Source organism: Azospirillum sp. TSO5, from assembly GCF_003116065.1.
Classification (GTDB): Bacteria; Pseudomonadota; Alphaproteobacteria; order Azospirillales; family Azospirillaceae; genus Azospirillum.
The window spans coordinates 41438-66620 of the sequence record NZ_LGQY01000046.1 but is presented as its reverse complement, the minus strand read 5'-3'; the positions used below and the strand labels follow the sequence as shown (position 1 = coordinate 66620).

Below are 25183 nucleotides of genomic sequence, written 5' to 3'. Positions count from 1 at the left end.
CATGCCGCTCCTGCAATGCGCCGACCTCACCAAGCGATTCGACGGGCTGCAAGCCGTGGGCAACGTCGACCTCTCGATCGAACAGGGCGAAATCCTCGGCCTGATCGGACCGAACGGTGCCGGCAAGACCACCTTCGTCAATCTTCTCACCGGCGAGCTGCCGGTGACCGCCGGCCGCATCATGTACCGCCAGACCGACATCACGCGGTTGCCTCCGTACCAGCGCAACCGGCTGGGTCTCGCCCGTACCTTCCAGGTCCCCCGGCCATTCCCGAGCATGACCGTGCGGGAGAACGTGCTGCTGGCAGCACGCTTCGGGAAGGAGGGTGCGTCGAGAAACGCCCGCGCCGCCGGGCTCAAGGCCGATGAAGTCCTGGAGCGGACCGGACTGACCGCCATGGGCCGGCAGAGCACGGGCATGCTGACCACGGCCGGGCTCAAGCGGCTGGAGGTGGCGCGGGCCCTGGCGACCGACCCGGAACTGCTGTTCCTCGACGAACCGCTGGGCGGCCTCAACCAGGTCGAGGTCGCCGACGCGCTGACCCTCATCAAGGCCCTGAACGCGGACGGCGCCACCATCCTCTTCATCGAGCACATCATCAAGGCCGTCTCCGCGATCAGCCACCGCGTGGTCGTGCTCGCGCGGGGCCGGAAGCTGGCGGAAGGCCCGCCCGAGGTGGTCCTGGCGGACGAGGAGGTGCAGCGCGCCTACCTCGGGAACATCTCCTCCGCGCTCAAGCGCAGCGCGGCGCCGCCGCAACCCGACCGCAGCCGCGGCCATCACGAAGGGGAGGCACGGGAATGAGCGCCTTGCCGGCTTCCACGAGCCCTCTGCTCGACATCCGCGGCATGCACGCGGGCTATGGCCCCATCCCCGTGCTGCGCGACATCAACCTGTCGATACGGCCCGGCGACCTGACGGCGCTCGTCGGTTCCAACGGCGCCGGCAAGACGACCCTGATGAAGGCGATCTCCGGCCTGATACCGATCAGCCAGGGCGAGATCCGCATCCGCGACGAGCGCACCGCCGGGCTGAGCTCGGCGGACATCGTCCGGCTGGGCGTGACGCAGGCGCCCGAAGGGCGGCGGATCTTCAGCGGGCTGTCGGTGGAGGAGAACCTGAAGCTGGGTGCCTTCGCGCGGCGCGGAAAGACGGCGCGCGACCTGGCCCGCGACCTGGAGGAGGTCTACGAACACTTCCCGCGCCTGCGCGAGCGGCGCCGGCAGCTGGCCGGGACCATGTCGGGCGGCGAACAGCAGATGTGCGCCATCGGCCGCGCCCTGATGGGCAAGCCGGCGCTGCTCATGATCGACGAGCTCTCGCTCGGCCTGGCGCCGATCATCGTCGAATCCCTGCTGCGCATTCTGGAGGCAATCCACGCCCAAGGAACCACGATCCTGCTCGTCGAGCAGGATGCGGGCATCGCGCTCGGCTTCTGCCGCACCGCGATCGTGCTGGAAACGGGAAGCGTGACCTACACGGGAGACGCTGCCGATCTTCTTTCCGATGAAAAACTCGTCAGAAGTTATTTGGGATAGGGGGCTAATCACATGCACAACAGACGAACCGTCCTGAAATATTCGGGAGCCGCGGCGACCCTCGCGGCGGTCGGGGGCATCCGCAGCGCCTACGCGCAAACCGAGACGCTGAAGCTGGCGGTGGTCGTCGGCCTCACCGGCGCCTACAACATCTACGCGTCCGAGCTGAGGCGCGGCATCGATCTGGCGGTCGAGCGGATCAACGCGCAGGGCGTGACCATCGGCGGCAAGGCCTACCGGATCGAGACCCAGTATTACGACGACAAGACCGAGGCGACGACGGCGGGCCGGCTGGTCGAGCGCGCGGCGACCGGCGACGGCGCCCACATGATCCTCGCCTCGGGCGGCAGCGCCATCGTGAAGGCGAACGTGGCGGTGGCGCAGCGGCTGCGCCGCCCGATGATGGCGATCTGGTCGCAGGTGGACGGCGTCTATTCCAGCCAGAAGGGAAACCCCTGGCTCTTCTCGGCGCTGCCGCCGTTCAGCCTGATGTACCGCCAGCTCATGCAGCTCGCCGGCACGCTCGACAAGCCGAAGGTTAAGCGGGTGGCCATGGTCACGCCGAACGACGAGCTCGGCGTCTACACCGGCCAGGAGTATTTCCCCGAAGACATCAAGCAGGCCGGGCTGGAGCTCACCGGGGTCGAATACTACCCGCCCGGCTCGCAGGAATACGCCACGGCGGTCTCGCGGGCGCGGCGCCAGCAGCCCGACTGCCTGGTGATCAACGCGCTCGGCAACGATGTCGTCGCGATCGTCAAGGAGATGCAGGCGATCAACTGGTTCCCGAGCTGCGTCGTGATCGAATCGCCGTCGGGCGTTCGCGAGCCGCTCGGCAACGCGGTGAACGGCATGCTCGTCCCGCTGCTGTGGGACAGCAGCGTCGCGGCCACCAAGGACGCGTACATCGGGACCGGCCCCGACTTCGTGACGCTCTATCAGGCGAAGTACGGCAACCCGCCACCTGACTTCGTCGCGGCGGTCGGGGCGCACGACGTGATCGCCTATCTGCAGGTGATGCAGCAGGCCGGCACCATCAGCGATCCGGCCGCCATTCAGAAGGCCTTCCGGAGCGTCAAGAGCGAAACCTTCTTCGGCGCCAACGGGTACGACTCCGACGGCCTCAACCGACAGGCCCCGGTCTACCCCGGGCAGTTCCAGGACGGCAAGCTCAAGATCGTCTTCCCGAAGGAAGCCACCAGCCACGCGCCGATCCATCCCTATCCGGGGTCGGTCTGAGCCCACCCGCGTCCGCGCGGACGCGATCCAGGCGGCGTCTTCGCGCCGCGCAACCCGCCGTCAATGGACCACCGCGAGCGAATGCATGAAACCGGCGTCGTTTGATTACCACGCTCCGAGGAGCATCGAGGAGGTCGTGGACCTGCTGGGCCGCTATGGCAGCGACGGGCGCATCCTCGCCGGCGGCCAGAGTCTGGTGCCGCTGATGAACATGCGCATGGCGGGCCCGGAGGCCCTGATCAGCATCACGCATTGCCCGTCCCTCGCCTTTATCGGCGACGCCGGGGGCGGGGTGGAGATCGGGGCGGGCACCCGCCAGATCGCGGTGGAGAAGTCCGCTCACATCGGCCGGGCCTGCCGCCTGCTCCACAAGGCCATGCCCTTTGTCGGTTCGACCGCCAACCGCAACCGTGGCACGCTGTGCGGAAGCCTCGCCCACGCCGACCCGAGCGCCGAACTGCCGGCGGTCGCCGTGGCGCTCGACGCGCAGTTCCTCATCAACGGACCACGGGGAGAACGTCGGGTGGGAGCGTCCGACTTCTTCGTCTCGGAGCTGACCACCACCATCGAGGCGGACGAGTATCTTCAGTCGGTGACCGTGCCGGTCGATCCGCCGCGATCGGGAAGCGCCTTCACGGAGGTCGGCCCGCGGGCTCACGGATTCGCCATCGCGGGTGTCGCCGCCCGTGTCGAACTCGACGGCGCCGGCCGCTGCCTGGAGGCCCGGCTGGCGGGCATCGGCTTCGCCCCCTGCGCGATCCGCATCGCTCCGGCCGAACGCCTGCTGGCCGGCAGCGATCTTTCGCCCGAAGCGCTGGCGGAGGCCGGCAACGCGGCGACGGCTTTCGTGGAACCGGGCAGCGACATCCATGCCGACGCTGCCTATCGCAAGCACCTCGCAGGCGTCCTGGTGGTGCGGGCTTTGCAAGAGGCTGCCGCAGAGGCGCGCCGCACGACGGAGGGATGAGCATGTCCGGCGACAAGGTGCAAGTCGACATCAAGGTCAACGGCAAGCGGTACGTCCGGCTGGTGGAGCCGCGCTACCTCCTGGCCGATTTCCTGCGCCACGAACTCGGCCTGAAAGGCACGCACATCGGGTGTGAGCACGGGGTCTGCGGTGCCTGCACGATCCTGCTGGACGGGCGGACGGCGCGGAGCTGCCTGCATTTCGCGGTGGATCTGTCCGGGTCGGAGGTCGTGACGGTGGAGGGGCTTGCCCCCGGCGCCGCGCTGGATCCGGTCCAGCAGGCCTTCCACGAGAACCATGCGCTGCAGTGCGGGTTCTGCACGTCCGGCTTCCTGATGACGGTGCATGAACTGCTCGCGGAGAACCCGGACCCGTCGACGGAGGAGATCCGCGCGGCCCTCACCAACAATCTCTGCCGGTGCACCGGCTACGTGAACATCGTCACCGCCGTGAAGGCCGCGGCCGTAGCGATTCGCGCCGCCCGGACCGGCGTTCAGGAGGAGAGCCGATGACTGGCACCGAGGCGGGCGGCCTTGTCGGCCGCAGTGTGAAGCGACGCGAGGACGACTATCTCCTGCGCGGCAAGGGGCAGTTCCTGGACGACATCGCCGAGCCCAGGGACACCCTGTATGTGGGGTTCGTCCCCTCGCCCTACGCGCACGCGCGGATCCTGTCGATCGACAGCACCGCCGCGGTGGCGCTGGAGGGCGTCTTCGCGGTCCTGACCGGCGATGATCTCGCCAGGCTGATCAAGCCGATGGATTCGGAAACCACCATTGCTGGCTACGTGAACAGCCTGCGCCATGCCGTGGCGGTGGACGAGGTCCGCTATGTGGGCGAGCATGTGGCGATCATCCTTGCCGACCATCCCTATGCGGTGCAGGACGCCATGGGGCTGGTCCAGGTCGAGTACGAGGCGTTGCCGGCGGTGACGGACGTGGAGGAGGCCCGCCGACCGGATGCCCCGCGCGTGCACGCCCACATCGAGAACAACATCACCTACAAGGGCGAGTTCTCGACCCCGGGCTTCGAGGAGGCCTTCGCCGCCGGACCCTTCACCCTGCGCGAGCGCTTCCGCAGCGGCTGGGTGGGCGGCGTTCCCATGGAGCCGCGGGGCTGCTTCGCCATCCCCGACCACACCGGGGATTCCATCACGCTCCACACCTCCACGCAGATCCCGCACATCGTCCGCACCGGCGTCGCCGGGCTGGTCGGCATGTCGGAATCGAAGCTGCGGGTGGTGGTCCCGGAGGTCGGCGGCGGCTTCGGAACCAAGGCCAACGTCTATCCCGAGGACGTGATCACGGTCGCCCTGGCGCGCCATTACCGCCGCGCGGTCAAGTGGGTCCAGGACCGCAGCGAGGAGCTGCTGAACAACATCCACTCCCGCAACCACATCTACGACGTGGAGGCGGCGTTCGACGGGGACGGCGTGATCCGGGCCGTGCGGCTGGAGATGCTGGCGAACGGCGGCGCCTACACGAGCTTCCCCTTCGGCACCACGCTGGAGGCGACGGGCGGCGCCCGCATGCTCGTCGGCCCGTATCGGATCCGCAATTACGCCTATCAGGCCTACTCCATCGCCACCAACACGTGCCCCGCCGGCGCTTACCGCGGCGTGGCGCAGCCGACCTGCTTCCTGGCCATGGAAGGCATGATGGACCGCATCGGCCGCAAGCTGGGCATCGATCCGGCTGAGGTGCGGTTCCGCAACCTGATCCGGGACGAGGAGTTTCCCTGGACCAACGCCGTCGGCGTCCGCTACGACGTCGGCAGCTACCGCGAGTGCCTGGAGCGGGCGCTGGAGATGGCCGGCTACCACGCGTTCCGCGAGCGGCCGGCGGCGGCGGACGGGAAGCTGCGCGGCATCGGCATCTGCAACTTCACGGAATCGACGGGCACCGGTGCGCCGGGATGGCGGGCCCGCGGGCTGGCGCGGGTGCCCGGCTTCGACAGCGCGATCATCCGCGTCGATCCGCAGGGCCACGTCACCGCCTACATCAGCCACGCCAACGCCGGGCAGGGCCACCTCACCACCTTCGCCCAGCTCGTGGCCGACCAGGTCGGCTGCCGGTTGGAGGATGTGACCATCATCGAAGGCGACACGGGCCTGTCGCCCTACGGAAGCAACACGGTGGCGAGCCGCAGCGCCATCACCGGCGGCGGCGCCGTCATCCGCGCCGGGGCCAAGGTGGCGGACAAGATGCGCCGCATCGCCGCGCACAATCTGGAGGTCGCCCCCGTCGACATCGTGCTGCGCGAGGGCCGGGCCGAGGTGGTCGGTGCCGGCCTGCTCAACGTCAGCTTTGAGGAGATCGCCCGCATCGCTTATTCGGTAGGCCGCCAGGGACTGCCGGAAGGTGAGGATTACGGGCTGGAGGCGACCGACTACTACGACCCGCCGATGGTGACCATCGCCAACGCCGTGCACATCGCTCAGGTCGCCATCGACCCGGACGACGCCCGCGTCACGATCGAGAAATACGTCGTCGTGCATGATTGCGGCCGCCTGATCAACCCGATGATCGTGGACGGCCAGATTCACGGGGGCGTCGTGCAGGGCCTGGGCGAAGCGCTGATGGAGGAGTTCATCTACAGCCCCGACGGGCAGCTCCTCAACGCCAACCTCCTCGACTACGTCATGCCGACGGCGATGGACGTGCCCGAGATCCGCATCGCGCACATCGAGACACCGACGGTCGACGCGCTCGGCGGCTTCAAGGGCGTCGGCGAGGGTGGGGTGATCGGTGCCGTGCCGGCCATCGCCAACGCGGTGGCCGATGCGCTCGCCGGGCTGGGCATCAACGTGAACCAGGTTCCCCTGAAACCGGCCTATCTGCACCGGTGGATGCGCGAGGCGCGAGGCTAGAAAAGGTGACACCGCGCGCGTGCCGATGCTGAGTGGAAAAGGACGAACGATGCAGATCAATGGCGAATACCGGATCGAGGCCCCACCCCACGCGGTGTGGGAGGCGCTCAACGATCCGGAGGTGCTGGGCCGATGCATTCCCGGGTGCGAGACCGTCGAGAAGCTCAGCCCAACGGACTGGAAGGCGAAGGTCGTCGCGAAGGTGGGGCCGGTGAAGGCCAGCTTCGGCGGCAGCGTCCAACTGAGCGATCTCGATCCGCCCCACCGCTGCACGATCACCGGCCAGGGGACGGGCGGTGCCGCCGGTTTCGCCAAGGGACAGGCGCATGTGACGCTGACGGCCGACGGGGCGGCGACGGTCCTGCGCTACGAACTGGAAGCGAACGTCGGCGGCAAGCTGGCGCAGATCGGTTCGCGGCTGATCGAGGGGACGACCCGCAGGATGGCGGACGAGTTCTTCTCCTGCTTCGCCGGATCCATCGTCCGCGAGGAGGCGCCGGCCCAACCGCGGCCCGCGACGGTGCTCGAGGCGGCACCGATGATGGTAGCCCCTCCGGTGCCGGAGCCGCTGCGGCACCGCCCCAGCGGCACGGCGGGCGTGACCGCGCACGGAGTGACGTCGCAGACGCGCTGGCGGGAGCTGGCCATGGCCGGGCTGACTGGAGCGGCGGCCATGGCCGCGCTGCTCTGGCTGGTGGGGGCCATCGGCCGCTGAAGGCACGGGGAACTGGAGCGGAATCGCCATCATGGACCTGTTTTCGTCGGCCGAAGCCGAAAGCCTCCTGCGGGAGTTCGAGAGCCTGCCGCTCGACAAACTGATGGAGCGGGCGCGCGGTCTGCGCGACCGCGGCCACGGCCGGGTGATCAGCCACTCGCGCAAGGTCTTCATTCCGCTCACCCACCTCTGCCGCGACAGTTGCCATTACTGCACCTTCGCGAAGGCACCGCGGGAGGTCGGCAACCCTTACCTGACGCCCGACGAGGTGCTCGCCATCGCGCGGACGGGCGAGGCGGCGGGCTGCAACGAGGCCCTGTTCACCCTCGGCGACAAACCCGAGCTGCGCTATGGGGCCGCGCGGGATGCGCTTGCGCGGCTCGGCTTCGGCAGCACGCTGGAGTATCTGCGCGCCGTCTGCGAACTGGTGCTTCGCGAGACGGCGCTGCTTCCGCACATCAACGCCGGCGTGATGGACGAGGCGGAGATCGCCGCCCTGAGAGCGGTCAGCGTGTCGCAGGGCATCATGCTGGAGAGCCTGTCGCCCCGGCTCGGCGAGCGCGACGGCCCGCATCACGGGTCCCCCGACAAGGATCCGGCGCTGCGCGTCGCGATGATCGAGGCCGCGGGCCGACAGCGCGTGCCGTTCACTTCCGGCATTCTGATCGGGATCGGCGAGACCCGGCTGGAGCGGATCGAATCCCTGCTCGCGCTGCGGAGCCTGCACGAGCGCCACGGGCATCTTCAGGAGATCATCGTCCAGAACTTCCGCGCCAAGCCCGGCACGCGCATGGCCGGGGCTGAGGAACCCGGCTTCGACGACCTCCTGTGGACGGCCGCCGCCGCCCGCCTGATCCTCGGGCCGGGCATGAACATCCAGGTGCCGCCGAACCTCAGCTACGACGCCTTTCCGCGGCTGCTGGACGCGGGGATCAACGACTGGGGCGGGATCTCGCCCGTCACCGCCGACCACGTTAACCCGGAAGCCCCCTGGCCGGATCTCGCGACGCTGGAGGACGCCACGGAACGCAAGGGCCTGACGCTGCTGCGCCGCCTCGCCGTCTACCCGTCCCACGCGCTGGCCGCGACGGACTGGTGCCACCCCGATCCGGCGGGGCGGGTGCTGCGTCTGGTCGATGCACAGGGCTTCGTTCGAACCGACGATTGGGCGCCCGGCACGCGCCAGCCGCTCCCCCGCGCCGTGGGCGGACGGGGATCGGATCGCGTCATTGACCGTCTGGTGCTGAAGGCGCAGGGCGGCAGCCGCCTGTCCGAGCAGGACGTTGCCCGCCTGTTCCAGGCCCGGGACGGCACGGTCGAGACCATCGTCGAGGCGGCGGACGCGTTGCGGCGCGACGTCAGCGGCGAGACCGTCCGCTACGTCGTCAACCGGAACATCAACTATACCAACGTCTGCAGCTACAAATGCCGCTTCTGCGCCTTCTCCAAGGGAAAGACGAGCGAGGCGCTGCGCGGCAAGCCCTACGACCTGTCGCTGGAGGAGGTTGCCCGCCGCGCGCGCGAGGCGTGGGACCGCGGGGCCACCGAGGTGTGCATGCAGGGCGGCATCAACCCCGCCTATACCGGGGACACCTACCTCCGCCTGCTGCGCGCGGTGAAGGAGGAGGTGCCGGGGATGCACATCCACGCCTTCTCCCCGCTTGAGGTGTCGCAGGGGGCCGCGACGCTCGGGCTGCCGGTCCAGACGTTCCTTGAGATGCTGCGGGACGCCGGCTTGGGCTCGCTGCCCGGCACCGCGGCGGAGATCCTGGACGATCCTGTCCGGGCGGTCATCTGCCCGGACAAGCTGACCACCCGGCAATGGCTGGAGGTGGTGGAGGCGGCCCACCGCGTCGGCCTGCGCACCACGGCGACCATCATGTTCGGGCATGTGGAGACGCCGGCGTCCTGGGCCCGGCACCTCCTTCACATCCGCGACCTTCAGGAACGGACCGGCGGCTTCACCGAATTCGTGCCGCTGCCCTTCGTCCACATGGAAGCGCCGATGTCCCTCCGGGGGCAGGCGCGGACCGGCCCGACCTGGCGCGAGGTCCGCCTGATGCACGCCGTGGCGCGGCTGGTCCTGCACCCGCTGATTCCGAACATCCAGGCCTCCTGGGTCAAGCTCGGCGCCGAGGGGGTGGCGGCCCTGCTGCGCGGCGGGGTCAACGATCTCGGCGGAACGCTGATGAACGAGAGCATCTCGCGCGCCGCCGGAACCGAACATGGCCAGGAATTTCCCCCGGAGGACATGGAACAGCTGATCCGGTCGCTCGGGCGGCAGCCGCAGCAGCGGACGACGCTCTATGGACCGGTGCCGGCCGAACGACGGGCGCGGAGCTTCGACGCCCCGGCGCTGAGCGACATCGTGCTGACACCGGTGGCACCCCAGCGGCGCCGCGAGCCGGCGCCCAATCTCTGACCTCGACATTCCAGAAAAAGGGGCCTCCCATGCCTTCTCAGGCACACACCATAGCCGTCATCGGCGGCACCGGCGCGGAGGGCAGCGGTTTGGCGCTGCGCTGGGCGCAAGCGGGACATCGCGTGATCATCGGCTCGCGCGACGGCGCGAAGGCCCAGGCGGCCGCCGCGGAGCTTTCGGAAAGGCTGGGCGGCGGCGACATCCGGGGAGCGGAAAGCGCCGCCGCCGTCTCCGCCGCGGACATCGTCGTCCTGACCGTCCCGTTCGCCGCCCAGCGCCCGACCGTCGAAGGGCTGCGCGACCGGCTTCAGGGCAAGATCCTGATCGACGTGACGGTGCCCCTCGTCCCGCCCAAGGTGGCGCGGGTGCAGCTTCCGCCGACCGACTCCTGCGTCGTCGCCATCCAGGAGATGCTCGGCGACGGGGTGCGCGTCGTATCCGCTTTCCAGAACGTGTCGGCGCACAAGTTGAAAGACCTTGGCCGGACGATCGCCTGCGATGTGCTGGTCGCGGCGGACGACAAGGACGCGCGCAGGATCGGAATGGACCTGGCGGATGACGCCGGCCTCCGTGGGATCGACGCCGGTCCCCTGGCGAATTCGGTCGTTGCCGAAAGCCTTACCTCCGTGCTGATCTGGATCAACAAGACCTACAAGGTTCCGGATGCCGGCTTGATGATCACAGGACTCAAATGAGCGGACGGCTTGACGACGCAGGGCACGGGACCGGCTCGGCCCGGCTGGAGTTGCTGGCGCCGGGCAACGTCCCGCTCGTCGCGCCGGGCGATGACCTGGCGCGGCTGATCGTCGATGCCTTCGCCGCGGAGGCGGTGGAGCTTCGCACCGGCGACGTGCTCGTCCTGGCCCAGAAGATCGTCTCGAAGGCCCAGGGGCGCTATGCCGCGCTGGAGGAGGTCGAGCCCTCCGCCCGGGCCGTCGAGCTTGCGCGGACGGCGGGCAAGGACCCTCGGATCGTCGAGCTGGTGCTGCGTGAATCGCGCGAGGTCCTGCGCTGCGTTCCCGGCGTGATCGTCGTGGAGACCCGGCATGGCGTGGTGCTCGCCAACGCCGGGATCGACCGCTCGAACGTCGACCAGAGCGGGAGCGGGGAGCGTGTGCTTCTGCTGCCGGAGGACCCCGACGGAACCTGCCGTGACCTGAGACGTCGGCTTGCCGACCTGACCGGCGCCGATGTCGGCGTCATCATCAACGACAGCCTCGGGCGCGCCTGGCGCAACGGCACCGTGGGAACCGCGCTGGGCGTCAGCGGCCTTCCCGCGCTGGAGGATCTGCGGGGCAGCCCCGACCTGTTCGGCTACGACCTGCGGGCCACGGACGTGGCCGCCGCGGACGAGATCGCCGCGGCGGCCTCGCTGCTGATGGGGCAGAGCAACGAGGGCCGTCCCGTCGTGCTGGTGCGCGGCCTGCGCCACCCGCGGGGCGACGGGGCCGGCAGCGACTTGTTGAGACCGCGCGAGAAGGATTTGTTCCGATGATCATAGCACTGGCGGGCGGCGTCGGCGGCGCCAAGCTGGCGCTTGGACTCACGCGTGTCCTGGCGGCCGACGAACTGGCGGTCGTCGTGAACACCGGCGATGACTTCGAGCATCTGGGCCTGCACATCAGCCCGGACATCGACACGGTCACCTACACGCTTGCCGGGATCGCCAATCCGGAAACCGGCTGGGGGTTGGCCGGCGAGTCCTGGTCCTTCATGGCGGCGCTTGGCCGCCTGGGCGGGGAGACGTGGTTCCAGCTCGGCGACGGCGATCTGGCAACGCACATCGAGCGCACGCGCCGGCTTTCGGCCGGGGAGAGCCTGAGCGCGGTGACGGCCGCCCTGGCCCGCCGACTGGCCATTGCCCATCCCGTCTTACCGATGAGCGACGATCCCGTGCGCACCATGATCGTTTCCGGCGGTCGGACGCTGCCTTTCCAGGACTATTTCGTCCGTCTGCGCTGCGAGCCGACACTGGACTCCCTTGAGTATGCGGGAGGGCAGGGCGCGCGTCCGTCCCCGTCCTTCCTCGATCTGATGGAACGGCCGGACCTGGAGGGCGTCGTTCTCTGCCCTTCAAACCCATACCTGTCGATCGGCCCCATGCTGGCGATGCCCGCCGTCCGCGGCTGGCTGGAAGGCCGGCGCTCTCCCGTGGCCGCCGTGTCGCCCATCGTCGGGGGGCAAGCCATCAAGGGGCCGGCGGCCAAGATTTTGCGGGAACTCGGACAGGAGGTGTCGCCGGTTTCCGTCGCGCGCTTCTACGAAGGCCTGATCGATGCGCTCGTCATCGACGAGGCGGACGGAGGGCTGACGGCCGACATCGCGCGGCTCGGCATCCGGCCGGTCGTCACCCGCACCATCATGCGCGATCACGACGACAAGGAGCGTCTGGCCCGAGACTGCCTCGCGGCGGTGCGGGGAGTGTGACCATGCGCTGCCTCACGGTGATCGTACCGGTGAAGCCGCTGGAGGAGGGCAAGAGCCGGCTTCGCCCTCTGCTCTCGCCCGAAGAAAGGCGCACTCTCAACGGGATGTTCCTGCGGCGCACCCTGGCGGTGGCGGAGGAACTGGCGGGGACGAGCGCGACGATCGTGGTCAGCCGCAGTGAGGAGGTTCTAACGCTTGCCGCCCGTCGCTCCATGGTTGCGCTGCCCGAGGAACCGGGCTGCGACCTCAACGGCGCGCTGGAACAGGCGAGCCGCGTGGCCCGCGGCCGCGGAGCGACCGGCGTTCTCATCCTGCCTGTCGATCTCCCGCTGGCAACAGCATCGGCCATCCGGCGCGTGATCGCGGACCATCGCAGCCGGGCCGAAACGCGTTGCGTCTTGGTCTCCGATCGCACGGGTTTCGGAACGAACCTGCTGTTCCAGACCCCACCGGCCCTGGAACGATACTCCTACGGTGCGGGCAGCCTTCAGCTTCACCGCGGGGCTGCCGAGCAGGCGGGGTTGTCCACGGTGATCCGTCGCGATCCGGACCTCGCCTTCGACATTGATCGTCCGGAGGACCTTATCGGCTGGCGTGCGCGGACATGGAGGTAGCCCCAACGAGCTTCCCCTGGAGCAGTGGTCGGCTCGAAAATTCATGCGATCGGGAGCGGCACTTGGGACGCGCCCGCACGCAACGGAGCCGGCATTCAGGCGACGCTGCGCGGCGACATCCGGGGCGGGCGCGGTATCTGGAATTCTGTGGCGGAGAAAATGCTTGACCAGCCAATTTATCAGAAATACGGTTTGTATGCACCCGTTGACGTAGGCCGCAACCAACAAAGCAGCTTGGCCTTGCGATCCGCGCTGTCAACGGACGACACTTCAAGAGAAAAGCCGGGCCATCAGGCCAACATCGCGCGGGAGAGACCGGCCACGCCGGCGCCGAAGGAGCAACCGCCCCGGAAACTCTCAGGCAAAAGGACCGCGACGATGTATACGATCTCTGGAAAGAGGCGCATTCTGCGTCCGCCGACGGGATAACGCTCTCAGGCGAAAAGACAGAGGGGCACCAAATCGACTGGCTGCAAGGGCCACGTCAGGAGGAGCGCCTTGTCGAACGCAAACACCACATCAGCATCCGGAAAACCTCTCCGTTCGGTATCGGACGCCCCGATCAGCGTTACCGAATGTTTTTCGATCGGCATCGGGCCATCGAGTTCGCACACAGTTGGCCCGATGCGGGCGGCGCATCGGTTCGTAACGGAGCTGCTTGCCTCCGACGAGGCGACGAGGGTGACCGCAGTATCCGTGGAACTGTCCGGCTCTCTTGCGCTGACCGGCAAGGGACATCGCACCGACATCGCGGTCCTGTTGGGATTGTCCGGGTGCCTTCCCGACACCGTCGATCCGGATGCGGTCGACCTCATCGTTGAACAGATCCGCAGCAGTGGGCTTCTGCCGATCGGTGGACGGTTCCCCATCCCCTTCCGTGAAGAAGAACACCTTGTCTTCCGCTACGACCAGATCCTCGACGCACATCCGAACGGCATGCGCCTGAAAGCCTTTGATCGCGCCGTCCCGCTTCTCGAGCGCGAATACTGCTCGGTCGGGGGCGGCGCCATCGTCTGTCGCGACGACGCCCTGCAGCCGGCGGCCGACCACAACTTGCGGACCCCCCACCCGTTCGCGTCGGCGGCGGAACTGCTGGATTGCGGACGGCGGACCGGACGGTCCATTGCGGAGATCATGCTGGAGAACGAGCGTTCGCGGCGTGACGACACCGAAACCTTTGCTTTCCTTGACCGGGTCCGCGACGCCATGATGGCGAGCATCGAACGTGGCTGCGGCAGCGAAGGGATATTGCCGGGCGGGCTCAACGTCCGACGCCGGGCACCGGGTCTGTTCCGCGCCCTGTGCGCCGCCGGGAACCAGCTCGCCGATCCGTTGCACGCGCTCGATTGGGTCAGCCTTTACGCCCTCGCGGTCAACGAGGAGAACGCGGCCGGCGGGCGCATCGTCACGGCCCCGACCAACGGGGCTGCCGGCATCATCCCGGCCGTTCTCAAATACTACGAGACGTTTCACCCCGGCGCGAACCGCAACGACTCCCGAACCTTCCTCCTGACGGCGGCCGCCATCGGCGCGCTGTACAAGAAGCGGGCTTCGATCTCTGCGGCCGAAATGGGGTGTCAGGGAGAGGTTGGAGTCGCCTGTTCGATGGCGGCCGGCGCGCTGGCCGCCGTCCTCGGCGGTACCGCCGAGCAGGTCGAGAACGCCGCCGAAATCGGCATGGAACACAATCTCGGCCTGACCTGCGACCCGGTGCGTGGCTTGGTCCAGGTGCCGTGCATCGAACGCAACACGATGGGTGCGGTGAAGGCGATCAACGCGGCACGCCTCGCGTTGCGCGGCGACGGAACGCATCTCGTGCCGCTCGACGCCGTCATCGAGACCATGCGCCAAACCGGTGAGGACATGCGCTCTAAATACAAAGAAACCAGCCTGGGCGGACTGGCCGTGAACGTCGTCGCCTGCTGAGAACAACCGCCGGCTTGCCGGCTTTCGGGAGACTCCACAATGACTGGCCTTTTTGACCGTGCCCTTGGCACGGACGACCCGGTTGTGTCCGCAGCGATCCAGGCGGAACTGAAGCGGCAGCGCGATCAGATTGAGCTGATCGCCTCGGAGAACATCGTCTCGCCGGCGGTCATGCAGGCGATGGGAACGGTTCTGACGAACAAGTACGCCGAAGGCTATCCCGGCCACCGCTATTACGGCGGCTGTGAGCACGCCGACACCATCGAACGGACGGCAATCGACCGCGTCAAGCAACTGTTCGGCTGCGGCTACGCCAACGTTCAGCCGCATTCCGGGGCGCAAGCCAACGGAGCGGTGCTGCTGGCGCTCCTCCAGCCGGGCGACACCATCCTCGGCATGTCGCTGGAGGCCGGCGGCCATCTCACGCACGGTGCGCGCCCGACGCTGTCGGGAAAATGGTTCAAGGCGGTGTCCTACGGCGTGCGCCGGGACGATTGCCTGATCGACTATGTTGAGGTCGAAGCGCTGGCGACCGAACATCGTCCAAAGCTGATCATCGCAGGCGGATCAGCCGTTCCGCGGGTCATCGACTTTGCCCGCTTCCGGGCCATTGCGGATCGCGTCGGTGCTTACCTGATGGTGGATATGGCGCATGTCGCTGGTCTCGTCGCCGGCGGCGTCCATCCAAACCCGCTGTCGCACGCTCATGTCGTGACGTCGACCACGCACAAGACGCTGCGCGGGCCGCGCGGCGGAATCATCCTGTGCAATGACGAGGCAATGGCGGAGAAGATCAATTCGGCCGTGTTCCCTGGCCTCCAGGGCGGGCCGCTGATGCACATCATCGCCGCCAAGGCCGTCGCGTTCGGCGAAGCGTTGATGCCGGAGTTCAGGACCTATGCCGCCCAGGTGGTGACCAACGCGCGGGTTCTGGCCGAGACGCTGAAGGCGCGGGGCTACGATCTCGTCACCGGTGGCACCGACACCCATCTGGTCCTTGTTGACCTGCACTCCCACGGGGTGACCGGCAAGGCGGCGGAGGCCAGCCTCGAGCGCGCGCATCTCACCTGCAACAAGAACGGCATCCCTTTCGATTTGCAAAAACCCGCTATCACCTCCGGCATCCGGCTGGGAACGCCGGCCGGCACCACGCGCGGGTTCGAAGCGGCCGAGTTTGCCCGCATCGCGTCCCTGATCGCCGACGTGCTGGACGGTCTGGCGCGCAACCCGGACGACAACAGCACCGCCGAGACCATCGCCCGCCAAGGCGTCCTGGAACTCTGCCGTGCCTTCCCGATCTATGCCCGTTGAAGAATGGAGCCCATCGCAAAACGGCGGCAATTGCAATTGGCGTCGGCCCGAAGCGCGCCCCCGACCGCCTTGGACGAGGTGAAACCACACACGCCGCTCGGTTCCAACGAGACATCGATCCCGGCATGGTGGTGCATGGCTATCCCCCTTGATGCTTGGGGCCGAGCCGCTCGGCCGCCGTTGCCACACCATCCCTGTGGGGACGGCCGCCTGCCCAAGCCGGAGTTTGAGCTAAGGCCTGTTACGGCATCCAACGCGGCCGGTACCGGCGACGGAACCGGCCACCGGCGGATCATCGTCCAGTCCAGGCACCGCGATGCCGGGATCCTTTTCGTGAAGGTCACGACGCATGCGGGCGTGGCTGGCTCCGCTGAACAGTGTGCCGACCGTCTCCATCTCAAATCGAAACGATGGCCTTCGGGTCGTAGGATGCATCCAAGACATCGGCTCTGCCGATCCGATCGACACTCAAGGAAGCCGGATCGAACGAGAAGAGCACCCGGTTCTGTTGAAGATCGAGAGCGCTGTAGGCAAGCCGGCCGCCAACATCACTGAGATCGCCTGCCGCTGTCCAGCCTGGGCCTGAAGCGATGTCCTTGACCATGCGCGTACCAGCGGCGGTGCCATCGCTCATCCATAGCTGACGCCCGTCCCGGCCGTCGTCGGCGTTGAAGAACAGTTCCCCGCCCACCGCCGTCATATCGGAGATCGACGCTCCGGGAGCCCCCGGATTGACATCCCTGACCAGACGGGTGCCCTGTGCGGTTCCGTCGGAGGCCCATAGTTCCATGCCATGCTGGCCATCATTGGCCGCGAAGAACAGGGTGTCGCCAGCCGCGGTGAGGCTGTTGGGGTTCCATCCGGGAATCGGTGCGAAGCTCTTGATCTCCCTGGTGCCTGCGACCGTGCCATCCGACCTCCACAAAGAGAAGCCTGCGTTGAAGTAGAGCGTTCCGCCCATCGCCTCCAGGTCGTTGTCGAAGCCCTCGCGCGTGTCGGTGACCATGCCGCCCTTCAATGGAATCGTGCCGGCTTCAGTGCCGTCCGTCGTCCACAGGTATGTTTCGAAGTCCCCGGTCCCCGATGTCAGGAAAAGTCGGTCGCCGACCGCCGTCAAATGTCGCGGATCGCGCGCGAACGGCCCTCCCGGGTCGATGCTGCCGGGAATGAAATCCTTGACAAGCCTGGTTCCGGAAGGAGTTCCGTCGCTTTTCCAGAGAGCGACACCATGTGCGGCATCCCGTGCATCGAAAAACAGGGCGCCGTCTACATCGGTGAGGCCATTGAGACCGTCGCAAACCTGGGGGGCCTTCACGCCGCGGGGCGGAAGGGGCGGCCGGCGTATGGCTCGGCGGCGGCGTGATCCGCGGCGAATGTCCCGTTCATCACTGCGGTGCGGACCTTCAGCATGCGGTGAGCGCCACGCGGGGACCAGCGCATCTGCTGATTGGCGCCCATGCGCCGGTGCAGCAGGCGCTGGACCGTGCTTTCGGTCGTCGCCGTGGAGATGGGATCGCCCCGGCCGCGGGCGGCCGCATAGTCGATGATCAGGTTGGCCTGTCCGACGACATAGATCTCCAGAGCGCGCAGCAGCGTAGCCACTTTCCGGACCTGCCGGTCGTCGGCGGTATCCAACAGGGCGTCGAGGTCGGTCAGGGTGTCACCGATCAAGCCCAGCGCCCGCTCGGTCTGGCCATGCCAGAGCCGCCAGCGGACGCGGGAGACAGCGTCGGCCAGGGGCACCGTCCGCTCCGCGGCGGCCGGCTCCGCCGCTGTCCAGCCCTTGACCGCTTGCGCCACATGCTGGACCCGCATCGACAGATGAAACCAGTCGAGGACGTGGCGCACCGGGCCGCAACTGGCCGCCCCGGCCAAGGACCGGGGGCCTTCCGCGCCGTCGCTGAGGATGGTGACCGGCGTGCTCGCCGTCGCTCCCAGACGGCGCAGGACGTGATGAAGCTGCTTCACCTGGCGGTCAGCCTCGGCCGGCATGCTGCCGAAGACCACCTCCTGACCCTCATCTTTGGCCGCCCGGGCGATCATCACCTCGAACGAGCGCATCTGGTAGGTCCGCACCGATTTCACGTGCCCCGCGTCGATGGCCAGCGTGATCGCCCGCGCCGGGGCCGGCGATCCCTCGTCCGGCGGAACCAGCGCCGCCCGTTCGAGCCGAGCCCCAACCTGGAGTGTGCGCCGGCGGATCGTCTCCACATCCGGAGCCGTATCCAAGGGCAGCAGATCGGCCAGCAGCGCCCGCGCCCGCCGGTACGGCAGCGCGCTGCCCATCTCGGCCAGGACGCGTTCGTACTCCGGAGTGCAGCGATCGGGCATCATCTCCGCGACCGGGGTCAGGCTGCGCCGGCAGGCCACACCACAGTGGCAGGGGCCGAAGCGGGGCGCGCGCACCTCCACCGTGCCGAACAGCGACACCAATGTGCGGGTGCGGTGGTCCTTGAGCGGGCGCAATGCCCCACAGTGGCTGCACTGGCGACGGCGGCGACAGTGCGTGTCGGCCTGGGCGGTGACCAGGACGCGCTGCAGGCCGGACAGGGTTGCCTTGCCCTCAGCCAAGCTCAGCCCGAGCGTCGCCGCCTGACCGACTTCGGTGCGCTCACCCTCGGAGATCACGTGACGCGTCACCGCACCATCCTCGCCCGTGACCTCAGCCATGACCCGCCACTTCATCGTGCCCCCGACCGCGGCCATCCGGACACGCCGTACCATTCTCCCCCCAGGTTTGCGACGGTCTCGGCTCCCTTATGCGTCTGCTCGGCCTGGAACTGCCAGTCCCGGATCACACGACTCTCTCCCGGCGCAGCGCCAATCTGGAGGGCGCGTCAGCGCTGGCCAGGACGGACGGCCCGCCTGCGACAGCTATGGAGAGCACACCGGCGGGGCGGCCTCACGTCTCGGACACCACCTGGCGGGACACGGCCGCCCCGAAATCAAGGCTCTTTTCTGCCCTCAATGTTGATGGGCACGAGACTTGGCGCAATCAACCCGTTCGACAGAAGCTGGAGATAGACTGTGACCGCCTCCTCCGGCAGATTGACCACACCATTCTCGTTGGTGTAACGCAAGGCAAGATAACCGCGCGTGGCGACCAGCATGTAGATGAGCGGCTCCAGGGAATCGTCGCTGAGATCGGCGATCTCGCCGGCGGCGCGGGCCTTCTGCAGGAAGCGCAGGTAGCTGGCGGTGATGTTGCGGAAATGCTGGCGGTGCGCCTTGGGCGCAAAGATTTCGGCTTCGTTGAGGATGCGCAGGAAATAAGGCATCCGCTTGAGAAAGGAGAAGAAGGCACGGAACGACAGCTCCTCCTTCTCCAGGAAGGTTCTGGCGCCGCCGGCCTGCTGGCGGATGTGGGCCAGCATCTTGGCGCCGAGCACCGGCAGCAACTCGTCGAAGATTTCCTGACGCGAGGCGAAGTAGTTGTAGAATGTGCCCTGTGCCAGATTGGCCCGCTGGGTTATCCGGGTGATTGATGCGTCGACGTAGCCATATTCGCCGACCACTTCGGCTGCGGCCTGGAACAACGCATCGCGCACCTCTTCCGACCGCTGCACCCTGGTCTTCTTTCCTGTCGCCGTCCGGGCCATTGCCATCCTCGTTCCTACCTCTTGGTTCCTGATCCGGATCTAGCTGTTCCCCGCCCGCTTAACGAGAGAAACTAGCGTGCGGAGTGCGGCAAATAGGAGAAGGCCGCCAAGGGATCTCCGATGTTCGCGCGGGGCAAGGCACGGGCGAAGCCTTCGATCCGGTCGTAGGCCTCGGATGGCACCCCGGTCTCGCCCCCGATGCGGCGGACCAGCGCGCCGACCTCGTCCCAGGAGAAGGCGAAATCGTCGGTCGTCATGTCCTGCCGCCGGGTCAGGACCGTGCCGTCGTCCAGCGTCGCCTCGATGGCGCAGCACAGGCGGGCGACGCTCTCGTCCGCGATCAGGTCGACGCGGGCGACCAGGGCGTTGACCGCCGCGTCGTCGTAGCGGGTCATCGTCCGCATGGTCGGCACTCCGCGCAGCAGCGTCAGCGCGATGCAGAAGGGGATGCTCATCAGCGTGCCGGAGATGCTGGCGAAGGGCCCCTTGGAATCCATCCCGGCGTAGCCGGTCTCGAACGGATTCATGCGCACGGTCACGGCGCGGACGGCGCGTCCCGCCAGTTCGTCCCGCAAGGCTAGGGCGGCGGTGACCGGTGTCTGGTTGAAGGCGCAGACCGGGTAGGGCTTGAAGGTCACCCGGCGGATCGACCAGACTGTTCCGAGCTTCGCGGCCAGCGCCGCGACGTCGCAGCCGGTGCGGGCGAAGGCGCGGACGAAGCCGGCCCGCCCCTCGAACGCGCCCGGGGCGGACACCGAGCCGTTCGCCGCCAGCTGCGCCGCCGTCAGCCCGTTCACGGCGGCGACGCCGACCTGATAACGCCACTCGTCGGTGCCGTCGTCGAAGGATTGCAGGAGGCCGCCGGTGAAGGAGGCGGCGTTGGCGAGCGCCGCCGCGATGCGGTCCTCGGGCAGGTCCAACAGATACGCCGCCGCGGCGGCCGCCGCGACCGTGCCGTAGAGCGGCGAGGCGCGCAACCCGGCCGGCGTGGTCAGCGGCGAATAGGCGGTCTCCAGCAGGCCGCCCGCCTCGTAGCCGGCGACCAGCGCCGGCAGCAGCCGCTCGACCGGCCCCTGTCCGGCCTCGACCATGGCGGTCAGCAGCGGGATCAGGATGGCGCCGATGTGGGCGGCGCCGCAGGTGTCCTCCTGGGCGCGGCCGTGGAACAGCGCCGAACCGGCCAGCGCCGCGCCGGGCACGCCGGTCCTGCGCCCATCGCCGAGCATGGTGGCGCCGCCGCCGTCGTCGCCGACGTCCTTGCGTTCGCCGTGCAGGGCCAGGGCCGCCGCCCGCGCCACCGGGGCGTAGGGCGTGTCGTGCCCGCCGAGCGCGATGCCGTAGCCGTTTAGCAGGCAGACCCGCGCCTTCTCCACCACGTCGGGCGGCAGGGAGTCCAGGGTCAGATCGGCGACGAAGCGGGCGATAGCGGAGGCAAGGGGAATGATCGCAGGGTCGTCGGAAGCGGTCACGGCGTGTCCTCCTGGAAGGTGGGGATCAGTTCGTCGCGCAGGACTCGCTTCAGCACCTTGCCGGACGGGTTGCGCGGCAGGGACTCGCGGATCAGCAGGCGTTTGGGGAGCTTGAAGCCGGCGAGGTGCTGGCGGCAGTGGCGGTCCAGCGCTTCGGCGTCCAGGCTTTCGCCCTCTTTTAGGACCACCACGGCGGCGGGAACCTCGCCCCAGCGCTCGTCCGGGACGGCGATGACGGCGACCTCGACGACCTGGGGTAGCAGAAAGATGACGCGCTCGATCTCCGAGGAGGCGATGTTCTCGCCGCCGCTGATAATCATGTCCTTCTTGCGGTCGGTCAGGAATAGGAATCCGTCCGTGTCCAGATACCCCACGTCGCCGGTGCGGAACCAGTCGCCGAAGAAGCTGCGCGCGGTCTTTTCCGGATCCTTCCAGTAGCCCTTGGTGATCTTCGGACCGCGCAGGCAGATCTCGCCCGCCTCGCCTGGGGGAAGGGGGGTGCCGGATTCGTCGCGGATCCCGATCTCGACATGAGCGAGCGCCCGGCCGGTCGAGCCGATCTTCTCGATCTCGCGGCCCGCCTCCATGAGGGTGTCGCCGCTGCAACTCTCGGTCAGACCGTAGCCGTCCACGTAACGCGCGTTGGCGAACAGTCCGGTGAAGTCGCGGATGCGCTGTTCGGGCGTACGCTCGCCGCCGCCGACCGCCCATCGCAGGCTGGAGACGTCGTAGCGCTCGCGGCCCGGATGGGACAGCACGCGGCCCACCATGACCGGGGCGAACCATGCGCCGGTCAGCTTTTCCCGCTCGATGGCCGCCAGCACGGCGTCGGGGTCGAAGTCGCGCAGGACGCAGATCATGCCGCCCTGCCACAACACCGCCACGCCCGGCAGGTCGAAGGCGCCGACATGGTACATTGGCCCGACCGCCAGCAGCCGGTCCTGCGCCGACAGCCCCAGCGCCGTCACATGGTCCATGCATTTCCAGTAGAAGTTCTCATAGGAATGCATGACCCCCTTGGGGTGATCGGTGGTGCCCGACGTGTACATCAGCCGGAACAGATCCTGCGTGCCGCGCACCCGCATCGGCGGGACCGGAGCATCCTTGCCGGCGCCGGCGGTTCCGGCAAGGACGCGCCCGTCCGACTGGGCCGCCGTGTCCACCAGCACCGCGCGCGGGTCGTCGGCCACCGCCGCCGCCAGTTCGGCGTCGGCGAAGATCAGCTTGGCGCCGGCGTTGCCGGTGATGAAGGACACCTCGGCGGCGGCCAGCCGGTAGTTGATCGGCAGGAACACCGCGCCGATGTGGCTGGCCGCGAAAGCGATCTCCAGGAAGGCCGCACTGTTCTTCATCAGCACCGCCACCACGTCGCCCTCGCGCACGCCGCCCCTGTGCAGGAAGCCAGCCATGCGTTCGATGCGGTCGAGGAAACCGGCGTAGGTGATCCGCTGGTCGCCGTAGACCAGCGCCAGCCGGTCAGGCGTGCGCAGCGCGTGGAAACGGATGAAGGCGCTGAGATTCACCACGATGTCACCCTCCCTCGGGACGTGAGCGGCCGGCGTTGTCCGCCAGCTCCGTTCGGAAGATTTCCGCTCAATAGGATTTCGGCATGCCGAGATCGTGCATGGCGATGAAGTTCAGCACCATCTCTTCCGACACCGGGGCGAAGCGGAACAGCCTTGCGTCGCGCCACAGCCGCTCGACGTGGTATTCCTTGGCGTAGCCCATGCCGCCCATCGCCTGCATCGAGCGTTCGATCGCCTGGCCCGCCGCCTGCGCCGCGATCAGCTTGGCAATGTTGGCCTCGCTGCCGTAGGGCTGCCCCTGGTCGCACAGCGTCGCGGCCTTCAGGTTCATCAGCCGGGCGCATTGCAGCTCGGCGTGGGCCTGGGCCAGCGGGAACTGGACGCCCTGGTAGGACGCCACCGGCTTGTCGCCGAACACCTTGCGGTCCTTGGCGTAGTCGACGCCGAGCCGGATCGCCAGGGTGCCGGCGCCAACCAGACCGGCGGTGGTGACGATCCGCTCGGTGTTCAGCACGTCGAGCAGCTGGTGCCAGCCCTGGTCGAGCGTGCCGATCAGTTCGTCCGGCTCGACCCGCACGTCGTCGAAATAGACGGTGCTCGACGCCAGCGTGTGGGTGCCGACCTTGTCGATGGCCTGATGGTCCAGGCCCGCGCGGTCCACGTCGATCAGGAACAGGCTGATGCCGGCGGTGCGGCGGGAGGATTCCTCAAGGCGGGTGGTGCGGGCGACGACCAGCATCTTGTGGGCGTCGGGCACGGCGGTGATCCAGATCTTCTGACCCTTGAGGCGCCACCCCTGCCCGTCGGCGTGGGCGAAGGTGCGGATCTCCAGGCTGTTGGAGCCGGCGTTGGGCTCGGTCAGCGCCATGCAGAAGTTCATCCTGCCCTGGATTAGGGCGGGCAGCATCGCGTCCTTCTGCGCACTCGTGCCGAACTTCGCCAGCGCCACGCCGCCGAAGATCGGGTTGATCATGAAGAGCTGGGCCAGGGTGGAACCGCCGCCGGCCGCCGACAGCGCCTCGATCACCAGGGCCATGTCGAGCATGCCCAGCCCCGAGCCGCCATACTCCTCGGGCAGGGCGACGCCGCCGAGGCCGGCCTCGCAGAAGGCGATCCAGGCCTCGGTGGGAAAGCTCTTCTTCGCGTCCTGCTCGCGCCAATAGTCGAGGCCGAATTCGGTGCCGACGCGCGACGCCGTCTCGATCATCAGGCGCTGTTCTTCGGAAAGCTGGAAATCCATGGGAGTCTCTTCTCCAGGTCAGGCGTCGTCGGGTCAGGGTGCGCGAAGCAGGCGCAACGGCCGCTCCAGCCCGGCGATGATGCGGTTGAGGAAGGCCAGTGCGGCGACGCCGTCGAACAGCCGGTGGTCCGCCGACAGCACGAGGCCGAGTTCACGTTTCAACACCGGGGCACCCGACTCGTCGGGGCGGAACACGGAGCGCACGCTGCCGACGCCGAGGATGCTCGACTGGCCTGGGTTGATGATCGAGGACATGAAGGTGACGTTGTGCATGCCGGCGTTCGACACGGTGATGGCGCCGCCTTGGAGGTCCTCGCCGGTCAGCCGTCCGTTGCGGGCGCGCTCGGTCAGCGCCGCGGCTTCCCGCGCCAGCTGGTCGAGCGGCAGATGGGCGCCGCCGCGCAGCACCGGGGCGACCAGCCCGCGCGGGGTGTCAACCGCCATGCCGATGTCGCCCTGGCCGAGCGAGAGGATCTCGCCGCCGGGGGTGGCATCGTCCCACACGCGATCCATGTCGGGCGTCGCGGCGAGCGCCCGCCCGACGGCGGCAAGCACGAGATGGGTCATCGAGACGCGCGGCAGGCCGGGTTCGGCGTCGGCGTTCAGCCTTTCGCGCAGGGCCATCAGTTCCGACACCTCAGCCTCGGCGGCGAGGTAGAAATGCGGCACATCGCGCTTGGCGGCGGTCAGGCGGCGGGCGATGGTCGCCTGCGTGGCGCTGGGCTTCGACCGCCCGCCCGCCGGTGTTGCGATCGGGGCAGCCGCCGGCTTGCGGACCGGTTCCGGCATCGCGGCGGGCGCTGACGCCTGCCGCTGCGCCGCCGCCTCGACGTCGGCCATCTTGATGCGGCCGCGCGGGCCGCTGCCGGTCACGGTTGTCAGATCGACGCCGAGAGCCTGGGCGCGGCGGCGTGCCAGCGGTGTCGAGAGGACGCGTTCGCCGTCTCGGACTGGGGCGGGCGGGGGGCCGCTCCTCGTGCCCGCTGTGGTGCCGCTCTTCGCGGGAGGCGCGGGAGGCGCGGGAGTCTCTGCCGTCTGCGGTGCGGTGCCGTCCGCCGGTGCGGGCGCCACGCCCGATCCATCCGCAGACCAGCGGGCGATGAGGGTGCCGACTGCCACCGTCTCGCCGGCGGGGATGGTGGTTTCGATCAGCACGCCGTCACTGTCGGCCTCGACCTCCGAGGCGATCTTGTCGGTCTCGACCACGACCAGCACGTCGCCGGTCTTGAAGGGCTGGCCCGGCAGCACTCGCCATTCGGCAAGTACCCCCTCAGTCATCGTCAGCCCCAGTTTGGGCATCACCAGATCACGGACCATCGG

At 68.4% G+C, this 25183-nt stretch carries 21 protein-coding genes, 1 pseudogene and 1 riboswitch; of the genes and pseudogenes, 15 read left to right on the top strand and 7 right to left on the bottom strand.

Annotated elements, in window-relative coordinates; genetic code table 11:
* Position 1: 1 nt before the first annotated feature.
* The 14 genes from TSO5_RS14060 to glyA all read left to right on the top strand — a co-directional run bounded on the left by TSO5_RS14060 (position 2) and on the right by glyA (position 16029).
* Entirely contained in the window at positions 2-805 is an 804-nt protein-coding gene (locus tag TSO5_RS14060; protein ID WP_109152163.1) for an ABC transporter ATP-binding protein, read from the top strand.
* A complete protein-coding gene (locus tag TSO5_RS14055; RefSeq protein WP_109152162.1) occupies positions 802-1539 on the top strand; it encodes an ABC transporter ATP-binding protein in 738 nt (245 codons plus the stop codon). Before TSO5_RS14060 ends, TSO5_RS14055 begins: the two co-directional genes overlap by 4 nt.
* A 12-nt stretch (positions 1540-1551) precedes the next feature.
* Positions 1552-2778 (top strand): ABC transporter substrate-binding protein, encoded by a 1227-nt coding sequence (locus TSO5_RS14050; RefSeq protein ID WP_109152161.1) that lies wholly within the window; start codon positions 1552-1554, stop codon positions 2776-2778.
* 85 nt (positions 2779-2863) lie between these two features.
* Entirely contained in the window at positions 2864-3745 is an 882-nt protein-coding gene (locus TSO5_RS14045; RefSeq protein WP_109152160.1) for a xanthine dehydrogenase family protein subunit M, read from the top strand.
* 2 nt (positions 3746-3747) lie between these two features.
* On the top strand, positions 3748-4257 hold the full coding sequence (locus tag TSO5_RS14040) for a (2Fe-2S)-binding protein (RefSeq protein WP_109152159.1): 510 nt from the start codon (positions 3748-3750) through the stop codon (positions 4255-4257).
* Complete coding sequence (locus TSO5_RS14035; protein ID WP_109152158.1) at positions 4254-6614, top strand: xanthine dehydrogenase family protein molybdopterin-binding subunit; 2361 nt, start codon at positions 4254-4256, stop codon at positions 6612-6614. Before TSO5_RS14040 ends, TSO5_RS14035 begins: the two co-directional genes overlap by 4 nt.
* A gap of 49 nt (positions 6615-6663) precedes the next feature.
* Entirely contained in the window at positions 6664-7329 is a 666-nt protein-coding gene (locus TSO5_RS14030; RefSeq protein WP_109152157.1) for a carbon monoxide dehydrogenase subunit G, read from the top strand.
* 31 nt (positions 7330-7360) lie between these two features.
* Complete coding sequence (cofH, locus tag TSO5_RS14025; protein WP_109152156.1) at positions 7361-9751, top strand: 5-amino-6-(D-ribitylamino)uracil--L-tyrosine 4-hydroxyphenyl transferase CofH; 2391 nt, start codon at positions 7361-7363, stop codon at positions 9749-9751.
* A gap of 29 nt (positions 9752-9780) precedes the next feature.
* Positions 9781-10446: an NADPH-dependent F420 reductase gene (gene npdG, locus TSO5_RS14020; RefSeq protein ID WP_109152155.1), complete on the top strand. Its 666-nt coding sequence runs from the start codon at positions 9781-9783 to the stop codon at positions 10444-10446.
* Entirely contained in the window at positions 10443-11246 is an 804-nt protein-coding gene (gene cofE / locus TSO5_RS14015) for a coenzyme F420-0:L-glutamate ligase (protein WP_109152154.1), read from the top strand. Before npdG ends, cofE begins: the two co-directional genes overlap by 4 nt.
* Positions 11243-12178, top strand: a complete 936-nt coding sequence (gene cofD, locus TSO5_RS14010) for a 2-phospho-L-lactate transferase (protein WP_109152153.1) — start codon at positions 11243-11245, stop codon at positions 12176-12178. Before cofE ends, cofD begins: the two co-directional genes overlap by 4 nt.
* A gap of 2 nt (positions 12179-12180) precedes the next feature.
* Positions 12181-12792, top strand: coding sequence for a 2-phospho-L-lactate guanylyltransferase (gene cofC, locus TSO5_RS14005; protein ID WP_109152152.1), 612 nt, complete (start codon positions 12181-12183; stop codon positions 12790-12792).
* Positions 12793-13088: 296 nt separating this feature from the next.
* Positions 13089-13175, top strand: a riboswitch (glycine riboswitch).
* 178 nt (positions 13176-13353) lie between these two features.
* A complete protein-coding gene (locus TSO5_RS14000) occupies positions 13354-14718 on the top strand; it encodes an L-serine ammonia-lyase (protein ID WP_199230899.1) in 1365 nt (454 codons plus the stop codon).
* 39 nt (positions 14719-14757) lie between these two features.
* Positions 14758-16029, top strand: coding sequence for a serine hydroxymethyltransferase (gene glyA / locus TSO5_RS13995; protein ID WP_098736698.1), 1272 nt, complete (start codon positions 14758-14760; stop codon positions 16027-16029).
* A 397-nt stretch (positions 16030-16426) separates the two neighbouring features.
* Here the strand turns inward: glyA and TSO5_RS13990 are convergent, their stop codons facing one another.
* Both TSO5_RS13990 and TSO5_RS13985 read right to left on the bottom strand, forming a co-directional pair.
* Entirely contained in the window at positions 16427-17344 is a 918-nt protein-coding gene (locus TSO5_RS13990; RefSeq protein WP_109152150.1) for an ELWxxDGT repeat protein, read from the bottom strand.
* Positions 17341-18714: an ISKra4 family transposase gene (locus TSO5_RS13985; RefSeq protein ID WP_109152178.1), complete on the bottom strand. Its 1374-nt coding sequence runs from the start codon at positions 18712-18714 to the stop codon at positions 17341-17343. The genes TSO5_RS13990 and TSO5_RS13985 overlap by 4 nt, the downstream gene beginning before the upstream one ends.
* 62 nt (positions 18715-18776) lie before the next feature.
* On the opposite strand from TSO5_RS13985, the pseudogene TSO5_RS33325 reads away from it, so the two are divergent.
* Positions 18777-18881, top strand: a pseudogene (locus tag TSO5_RS33325) (IS5/IS1182 family transposase); the annotation flags it as partial.
* Between the two features lie 93 nt (positions 18882-18974).
* Here TSO5_RS33325 and TSO5_RS13980 read toward each other — a convergent pair.
* From TSO5_RS13980 to TSO5_RS13960, 5 genes are all read right to left on the bottom strand, one after another.
* Positions 18975-19628 carry a TetR/AcrR family transcriptional regulator gene (locus TSO5_RS13980; protein WP_247870754.1) on the bottom strand — a complete coding sequence of 218 codons (654 nt, stop codon included), beginning with the start codon at positions 19626-19628 and terminating at the stop codon, positions 18975-18977.
* Between the two features lie 71 nt (positions 19629-19699).
* The gene (locus tag TSO5_RS13975) at positions 19700-21097 is read right to left on the bottom strand and encodes an MmgE/PrpD family protein (protein ID WP_247870753.1); all 1398 of its coding nucleotides are present in this window, start codon (positions 21095-21097) and stop codon (positions 19700-19702) included.
* Positions 21094-22623: an AMP-binding protein gene (locus tag TSO5_RS13970; protein WP_109152149.1), complete on the bottom strand. Its 1530-nt coding sequence runs from the start codon at positions 22621-22623 to the stop codon at positions 21094-21096. The genes TSO5_RS13975 and TSO5_RS13970 overlap by 4 nt, the downstream gene beginning before the upstream one ends.
* A gap of 67 nt (positions 22624-22690) precedes the next feature.
* On the bottom strand, positions 22691-23863 hold the full coding sequence (locus TSO5_RS13965; RefSeq protein WP_098736694.1) for an acyl-CoA dehydrogenase family protein: 1173 nt from the start codon (positions 23861-23863) through the stop codon (positions 22691-22693).
* Between the two features lie 33 nt (positions 23864-23896).
* Positions 23897-25180 (bottom strand): dihydrolipoamide acetyltransferase family protein, encoded by a 1284-nt coding sequence (locus tag TSO5_RS13960; RefSeq protein WP_109152148.1) that lies wholly within the window; start codon positions 25178-25180, stop codon positions 23897-23899.
* Between the last annotated feature and the right edge of the window lie 3 nt (positions 25181-25183).